Raw genomic sequence first — 6,844 nt, forward strand, 5'->3', positions numbered from 1 at the left:
CAACGGCCTCCTTGTCTCAAGAGCAGGAAAAACGCTTAGTGCAGACAATTCAATTCACAGAAAAGATTGATGAAGCCAAGGAAAATAAAAAGTTTATTCAAACAATGGCAGCAGGCGCCTTAGGATTCTTTCTTTATATGATCCTGATTACCTATGCGGGTGTAACGGCTCAGGAAGTTGCCAGTGAGAAAGGCACCAAAATTATGGAAGTCGTCTTTTCTAGCATAAGGGCTAGTCACTATTTCTATGCGCGGATGATGGCTCTGTTTCTAGTGATTTTAACGCATATCGGGATTTATGTTGTAGGTGGTTTGGCAGCCATTTTGCTCTTTAAAGATTTGCCATTCTTGGCTCAGTCTGGTATTTTGGATCACTTGGGAGATGCTATCTCACTGAATACCTTGCTCTTTATTTTGGTTAGTCTCTTTATGTACGTAGTCTTGGCAGCCTTTCTAGGTTCTATGGTTTCTCGTCCTGAGGACTCAGGGAAAGCCTTGTCGCCTTTGATGATTTTGATTATGGGTGGTTTTTTTGGAGTGACAGCTCTAGGTGCAGCTGGTGACAATCTCATCTTGAAGATTGGTTCTTATATTCCCTTTATTTCGACCTTCTTTATGCCATTTAGAACCATTAATGGCTATGCAGGGGGAGTAGAAGCATGGATTTCACTTGCTATTACAGTGATTTTTGCAGTGGTAGCAACAGGATTTATCGGACGCATGTATGCTAGCCTAGTCCTTCAAACGGATGATTTAGGGATTTGGAAAACCTTTAAACGTGCCTTATCTTATAAATAGAAGAGCCTCGCGAAAGCGAGGAATAAAAAGTTCGCTATTGACAATTATCCTATTTTTAGGTATCATATTGTTCGGGCACCTCTTTTAGAGGTCGGGGCTCCCTAGTTCTTAGGGAGCTATTTTTGTTTTTTCAAGAAGTTATCTTCTTGTATTTTGGTTGTGAATCTGGTGCAGTTGTTCCAGATTATTCTTATTAGTAAGGTCTTGTTTTCTATCTCCCCTCGTAGTTAACAAGACCTTGAGCATTTTAGAAAGAGGAATCTATGTCTACGAAATATATTTTTGTAACTGGTGGTGTGGTATCGTCTATTGGGAAAGGGATTGTCGCAGCAAGTCTGGGTCGTCTCTTGAAAAATCGTGGTCTCAAAGTAACCATTCAAAAATTTGACCCTTATATCAATATTGATCCGGGAACTATGAGTCCTTACCAGCACGGAGAAGTCTTTGTGACAGATGACGGAGCTGAGACAGATTTGGACTTGGGTCACTATGAACGTTTCATCGATATCAATCTCAACAAATATTCCAACGTGACAACTGGGAAAATTTACAGTGAAGTGCTTCGTAAGGAACGCCGTGGAGAATATCTTGGGGCAACCGTTCAGGTTATTCCTCATATCACAGATGCTTTGAAAGAAAAAATCAAGCGTGCCGCTCTAACGACTGACTCTGATGTCATTATCACAGAAGTTGGTGGAACAGTAGGAGATATCGAGTCCTTGCCATTCTTAGAGGCCCTTCGTCAGATGAAGGCAGATGTGGGGGCGGATAATGTTATGTATATCCATACAACCCTGCTTCCTTATCTCAAGGCTGCTGGTGAAATGAAAACCAAACCAACTCAACACTCTGTCAAAGAATTGCGTGGATTGGGAATCCAGCCAAATATGTTGGTTATTCGTACAGAAGAGCCAGCTGGTCAAGGAATTAAAAACAAACTAGCACAGTTCTGTGATGTGGCACCAGAAGCCGTTATCGAATCGTTGGATGTCGAACATCTTTACCAAATTCCACTGAACTTGCAGGCACAAGGGATGGACCAAATTGTTTGTGATCATTTGAAATTAGACGCACCAGTAGCGGATATGACAGAATGGTCAGCCATGGTGGACAAGGTCATGAACCTCAAGAAACAAGTTAAAATTTCCCTTGTCGGTAAGTATGTTGAGTTGCAAGATGCCTACATCTCTGTGGTTGAAGCCTTGAAACACTCTGGTTATGCCAACGATGCAGAAGTTAAAATCAATTGGGTCAATGCCAATGATGTGACAGCAGAGAATGTAGCAGAACTCTTGTCTGATGCGGACGGGATCATCGTGCCAGGTGGTTTTGGTCAACGTGGTACTGAAGGGAAAATCCAAGCTATTCGCTATGCGCGTGAAAATGATGTTCCAATGTTAGGTGTCTGCTTGGGAATGCAGTTAACTTGTATTGAATTTGCTCGTCACGTTTTAGGTCTTGAAGGTGCCAATTCTGCAGAGCTTGCACCAGAAACAAAATACCCTATCATTGATATCATGCGTGATCAGATTGATGTTGAGGATATGGGTGGAACCCTTCGCTTGGGACTTTATCCATCTAAGTTGAAACGTGGCTCTAAGGCAGCAGCTGCTTATCACAATCAAGAAGTGGTGCAACGCCGTCACCGTCACCGTTATGAGTTTAACAACGCCTTCCGTGAGCAGTTTGAGGCAGCAGGCTTTGTCTTCTCAGGTGTTTCTCCAGACAATCGTTTGGTAGAAATCGTGGAAATTCCAGAAAATAAATTCTTTGTAGCTTGTCAGTATCACCCTGAATTGTCAAGCCGTCCAAACCGTCCAGAAGAACTCTACACTGCCTTTATTACTGCAGCAGTTGAGAACAGTAATTAGCAAGACCAAAACCTTTGAGAACAATCTCAGAGGTTTTTTGCTTGCATATTTAGGATATGAGTTGCAAAATAAAAACATAGTGATATAATTAACATAACAACGACTAAGGAGGATCTATAATGAAAAAAATCACATTATTTGGTTTGTCTCTAGCTGGTCTAGCTTTACTGGCTTTTCCTCATTCAGGGCAGGCATTTGAGCTTAAAGAAGAATGGGTTGTTAAGTGTGGAGTACAGTATCAAGATGGCAAGATTTTTCGATTTAATAATGGTCATGAAGTGGATATTAAAGTCTTGGATTTGCCAAAAAATGAGAAAATCGAGTGGACGGTCAGTCTCGATGGTCAAGATCAGACTGTCAATTTTCTAGGTCAAGAAAAGGACAAGTCTATGATTGGCGTAGAGGGGCGTTACCTGAATTTCTACGTACCTTATGGCTATAGAGGAGATATCAAGGTAGAGGCCAAGAGCGGAAACGAAGTGAAGACCTGGTCAACGAAAGTTGTGGATGATATTCATAATGATAGTGGAAAGAGAGGCTTCTACCGTATTGAAGAATCAAATGATCAATACACCTACCTCGATGCTAAATGGGATTATCAAACCAAGACTTACACTGCTACCTTACCAGAGACTGTCAATGCTCAAAAAGTTTTTGCTTGGGCAAATTATGATAATGACGAGTTGAAACTAGAAAAACTAAAATCTATCAGTCATAAATATGATGGAGGAGCTTTCAAAGAACTTTATCCGATTGTAAAAGCAGAAAGTTGGCTAAAATCAAACCAAAACTGGTACTATCAAAAACAAGGTCAATTAGTACAGAATGCTTGGGTTAAAGACAAGGAAATTTGGTACTTTATGAATGATAAAGGAGTCATGTTCAATCAAACTTGGCTCTATCAAGGTGGCAACTGGTATGCCTTTAAATCATCAGGAGCTATGATTGCTGGTGACTGGCTTTATGACCAAGGCAAGTGGTACTATTTATCAGCTTCAGGAGCTATGAAAGCAAGCGCTTGGGTTTATGACAAGGGAGACTGGTATTATGTAAGTTCTTCTGGTGCCATGCTAGCGAATGATTGGGTCAAAGATAATGGCAAGTGGTATTATTTAGCTTCATCAGGCAAGATGCTTCGCAATACCTACACACCTGATGGTTACTACGTTGGCAACTCAGGCGCCTGGCAGTAAGAATAATACTCTTCGAAAATCTCTTCAAACCACGTCAGCTTCATCCACAACCTCAAAACACTGTTTTGAGCTGACTTCGTCAGTTCTATCTACAACCTCAAAGCAGTGCTTTGAGCAACCTGCGACTAGCTTCCTAGTTTGCTCTTTGATTTTCATTGAGTATAAGAAGTCCTTTTCCTTAAAGGAAGAGGCTTTTTACTTGCTTTTCTGCTACTTCTTCATTTGTCCTAAAGCCTTTTTTGTGTTAAAATGAATGGTATGAAAGCTAAAAAAATGTGGATGGCAGGTCTGGCCCTGCTTGGTATTGGGAGCCTTGCCCTTGCTACGAAAAAAGTTGCAGATGACCATAAGCTCATGAAAACTCAGGAAGAGTTGACAGCGATTGTGCGAGACCATTTTTCAGACATGGGGGAAATTGCGACTCTCTATGTTCAAGTTTATGAAAGTAGTCTAGAAAGGCTTGTCGGAGGGGTTGTTTTTGAGGATGGCCGTCATTATACCTTTGTCTATGAAAATGAAGACCTAGTCTATGAGGAGGAAGCCTTATGATACAACCAGCAAGTTTAGAAGAATTAGCATCTTTAGTGGAAAAAGAGGGCAAGAAGGTCTTTCTTTTTGTGGCAGACTGGTGTGGCGATTGTCGTTATATCTATCCTGCCTTACCAGAAATTGAGGAGACTAATCCAGAGTTCACCTTTGTTCGAGTGGACCGAGACCAGTACATGGATTTAGCCAAACTCTGGGATGTTTACGGGATTCCTAGCCTTGTCGTTCTAGAAAAGGATAAGGAAATCGGGCGTTTTGTCAATCGCGACCGTAAAAGCAAGGAACAAATTAACGACTTTTTAGCAGGACTGAAATAGGAGAAAAAGGAAACAATGATTTTTACATATAACAAAGAACATGTCGGTGATGTCCTTATGGTCATCGTGAAAAATAGCGGAGATGCCAAACTGGATGTGGAGCGCAAAGGCAAGGTAGCCCGTGTTTTTCTCAGAGAGAATGGAGAAACAGTAGCTTGGAATATTTTCGAGGTTTCAAGTTTGTTTGAAATTGCAGAGCGCGGTCAAGTCTTTTTGACAGATGAGCAAGTCGCTCGTTTGAACCAAGAATTACAAACGGAAGGTTTTACAGAAGAAATTGTCAATGACAAGGAACCTAAGTTTGTTGTTGGTGAGATTGTCGAGATGGTAGCCCATCCTGATAGTGACCATCTCAACATCTGCCAAGTTGCAGTCGCAAGTGACAAGACAGTGCAAATTGTTGCAGGGGCTCCCAATGCGCGTGTCGGGTTGAAAACCATTGTGGCTCTTCCTGGAGCTATGATGCCCAAAGGCAATCTTATTTTCCCAGGCGAACTTCGTGGTGAAAAGAGTTTTGGAATGATGTGCAGTCCTCGTGAATTGAATCTGCCAAATGCTCCGCAAAAACGTGGGGTGCTTGAATTATCAGAAGACCAAGTTGTCGGAACACCATTTGACCCAGCTAAACACTGGACTGCCTAAGAAGTTGTTAATATCTGATAGACCAGCTAGAAGGAAATAAGATGGCAAAAAATGTAGTGATTACAGGAGCGACATCAGGAATCGGTGAAGCGATTGCGCGTGCTTATCTGGAGCAGGGTGAGAATGTCGTTCTAACTGGACGACGGATAGACAGACTTGAAGCCTTAAAAATTGAGTTTGAAGGAACTTTTCCAAATCAAGTAGTTTGGACCTTTCCACTAGATGTCACGGATATGACTATGGTAAAGATTGTCTGCTCTGATATTATAGAAACGATAGGTCAGATTGATATCTTGGTCAATAACGCCGGACTGGCTCTAGGTTTAGCACCTTATCAGAACTATGAAGAGTTGGATATGCTGACCATGCTGGATACCAATGTCAAGGGCTTGATGGCAGTCACTCGCTGTTTCTTGCCAGCAATGGTAAAAGCTAATCAAGGATATATCATCAACATGGGGTCAACCGCAGGAATTTATGCCTATGCAGGTGCAGCAGTTTATTCAGCTACCAAGGCAGCAGTTAAGACCTTTTCAGATGGACTGCGAATTGATACCATTGCAACAGACATCAAGGTGACCACCATTCAGCCTGGAATTGTCGAAACAGATTTTTCGACGGTACGTTTTCACGGTGATAAAGAACGAGCTGCGTCCGTTTACCAAGGAATAGAAGCTTTGCAAGCTCAGGATATCGCAGACACAGTAGTCTATGTGACCAGTCAACCTCGTCGTGTGCAGATTACAGATATAACCATTATGGCCAATCAACAGGCGACAGGTTTCATGGTTCATAAAAAATAAAAAATTTTCTCGAAAAGTTACAAATTTCTGTAACTTTTTTGTATTTCCTACGAATAGATAAGTAGGAGGAAGAAAATATGTATAATAAAGTTATCTTAATCGGACGCTTGACGTCTACACCAGAATTGCACAAAACCAACAATGACAAGTCAGTAGCGCGAGCAACTATCGCAGTCAACCGTCGTTACAAAGATCAAAATGGCGAACGCGAAGCTGATTTTGTCAATATGGTCCTATGGGGCAGACTAGCAGAAACCTTGGCAAGCTACGCAACTAAGGGGAGTCTCATTTCAGTGGATGGAGAATTACGTACCCGTCGTTTTGAGAAAAATGGTCAAATGAATTATGTGACCGAAGTCCTCGTGACAGGGTTCCAACTCTTGGAAAGTCGTGCCCAACGTGCCATGCGAGAAAATAATGCAGGCCAAGATTTGGCAGATTTGGTTTTGGAAGAGGAGGAATTGCCATTTTAAACATTAAAAAGTCTGAGTTGGTCTCAGGCGTTTTATCTTGAGAAAGTCAGACTTTTTTCTTGACTATTTCTGACCAAGTGATACAATAGAACTATGAATTAGCACTCATCTATAAAGAGTGCTAATAATATGTAGTTCATCATGGAGGAAAACAGATGTTGAAACCATTAGGAGACCGTGAGGTCTTAAAAGTAGAAGAAAA

General features: G+C 41.6%; 9 protein-coding genes. 8 read left to right on the forward strand and 1 reads right to left on the reverse strand.

Annotated elements, in window-relative coordinates; genetic code table 11:
* The 3 genes from SMIDD26_RS02070 to SMIDD26_RS02080 all read left to right on the forward strand — a co-directional run.
* Positions 1 to 797: ABC transporter permease (locus SMIDD26_RS02070; RefSeq protein WP_061438750.1), on the forward strand; the 797-nt coding region annotated here is incomplete at its 5' end.
* Between the two features lie 263 nt (positions 798 to 1,060).
* Positions 1,061 to 2,668, forward strand: a complete 1,608-nt coding sequence (locus SMIDD26_RS02075) for a CTP synthase (protein WP_061438751.1) — start codon at positions 1,061 to 1,063, stop codon at positions 2,666 to 2,668.
* Positions 2,669 to 2,787: 119 nt separating this feature from the next.
* Positions 2,788 to 3,861 carry an N-acetylmuramoyl-L-alanine amidase family protein gene (locus tag SMIDD26_RS02080; RefSeq protein ID WP_061438752.1) on the forward strand — a complete coding sequence of 358 codons (1,074 nt, stop codon included), beginning with the start codon at positions 2,788 to 2,790 and terminating at the stop codon, positions 3,859 to 3,861.
* Between the two features lie 24 nt (positions 3,862 to 3,885).
* Here SMIDD26_RS02080 and SMIDD26_RS13465 read toward each other — a convergent pair whose 3' ends face one another.
* Positions 3,886 to 4,017: a hypothetical protein gene (locus tag SMIDD26_RS13465; RefSeq protein ID WP_280630505.1), complete on the reverse strand. Its 132-nt coding sequence runs from the start codon at positions 4,015 to 4,017 to the stop codon at positions 3,886 to 3,888.
* A gap of 93 nt (positions 4,018 to 4,110) precedes the next feature.
* Here SMIDD26_RS13465 and SMIDD26_RS02085 point away from each other — a divergent pair, with 93 nt between their 5' ends.
* The 5 genes from SMIDD26_RS02085 (at position 4,111) to SMIDD26_RS02105 (ending at position 6,642) form a co-directional block, all read left to right on the forward strand.
* Positions 4,111 to 4,410, forward strand: coding sequence for a DUF4651 domain-containing protein (locus tag SMIDD26_RS02085; protein ID WP_061438753.1), 300 nt, complete (start codon positions 4,111 to 4,113; stop codon positions 4,408 to 4,410).
* Positions 4,407 to 4,724: a thioredoxin family protein gene (locus SMIDD26_RS02090; RefSeq protein ID WP_061438754.1), complete on the forward strand. Its 318-nt coding sequence runs from the start codon at positions 4,407 to 4,409 to the stop codon at positions 4,722 to 4,724. The genes SMIDD26_RS02085 and SMIDD26_RS02090 overlap by 4 nt, the downstream gene beginning before the upstream one ends.
* Positions 4,725 to 4,739: 15 nt before the next feature.
* Positions 4,740 to 5,366, forward strand: coding sequence for a YtpR family tRNA-binding protein (gene ytpR / locus SMIDD26_RS02095; protein ID WP_061438755.1), 627 nt, complete (start codon positions 4,740 to 4,742; stop codon positions 5,364 to 5,366).
* A gap of 41 nt (positions 5,367 to 5,407) precedes the next feature.
* The gene (locus SMIDD26_RS02100; RefSeq protein ID WP_061438756.1) at positions 5,408 to 6,169 is read left to right on the forward strand and encodes an SDR family NAD(P)-dependent oxidoreductase; all 762 of its coding nucleotides are present in this window, start codon (positions 5,408 to 5,410) and stop codon (positions 6,167 to 6,169) included.
* 77 nt (positions 6,170 to 6,246) lie between these two features.
* The gene (locus SMIDD26_RS02105) at positions 6,247 to 6,642 is read left to right on the forward strand and encodes a single-stranded DNA-binding protein (protein WP_000282442.1); all 396 of its coding nucleotides are present in this window, start codon (positions 6,247 to 6,249) and stop codon (positions 6,640 to 6,642) included.
* Positions 6,643 to 6,844 lie beyond the last annotated feature (202 nt).

This window comes from Streptococcus mitis (genome assembly GCF_001579035.1).
In the GTDB taxonomy this organism is placed as follows: Bacteria; Bacillota; Bacilli; order Lactobacillales; family Streptococcaceae; genus Streptococcus; species Streptococcus mitis_J.

Excerpts from the sequence above, each read along its gene's own strand:
- SMIDD26_RS02075 (WP_061438751.1), top strand. The coding sequence starts at position 1,061 with ATGTCTACGAAATATATTTTTGTAACTGGTGGTGTGGTATCGTCTATT.
- SMIDD26_RS02080 (WP_061438752.1), top strand. The coding sequence starts at position 2,788 with ATGAAAAAAATCACATTATTTGGTTTGTCTCTAGCTGGTCTAGCTTTA.
- SMIDD26_RS13465 (WP_280630505.1), bottom strand. The coding sequence starts at position 4,017 with ATGAAAATCAAAGAGCAAACTAGGAAGCTAGTCGCAGGTTGCTCAAAG.
- SMIDD26_RS02085 (WP_061438753.1), top strand. The coding sequence starts at position 4,111 with ATGAATGGTATGAAAGCTAAAAAAATGTGGATGGCAGGTCTGGCCCTG.
- SMIDD26_RS02090 (WP_061438754.1), top strand. The coding sequence starts at position 4,407 with ATGATACAACCAGCAAGTTTAGAAGAATTAGCATCTTTAGTGGAAAAA.
- ytpR (WP_061438755.1), top strand. The coding sequence starts at position 4,740 with ATGATTTTTACATATAACAAAGAACATGTCGGTGATGTCCTTATGGTC.
- SMIDD26_RS02100 (WP_061438756.1), top strand. The coding sequence starts at position 5,408 with ATGGCAAAAAATGTAGTGATTACAGGAGCGACATCAGGAATCGGTGAA.
- SMIDD26_RS02105 (WP_000282442.1), top strand. The coding sequence starts at position 6,247 with ATGTATAATAAAGTTATCTTAATCGGACGCTTGACGTCTACACCAGAA.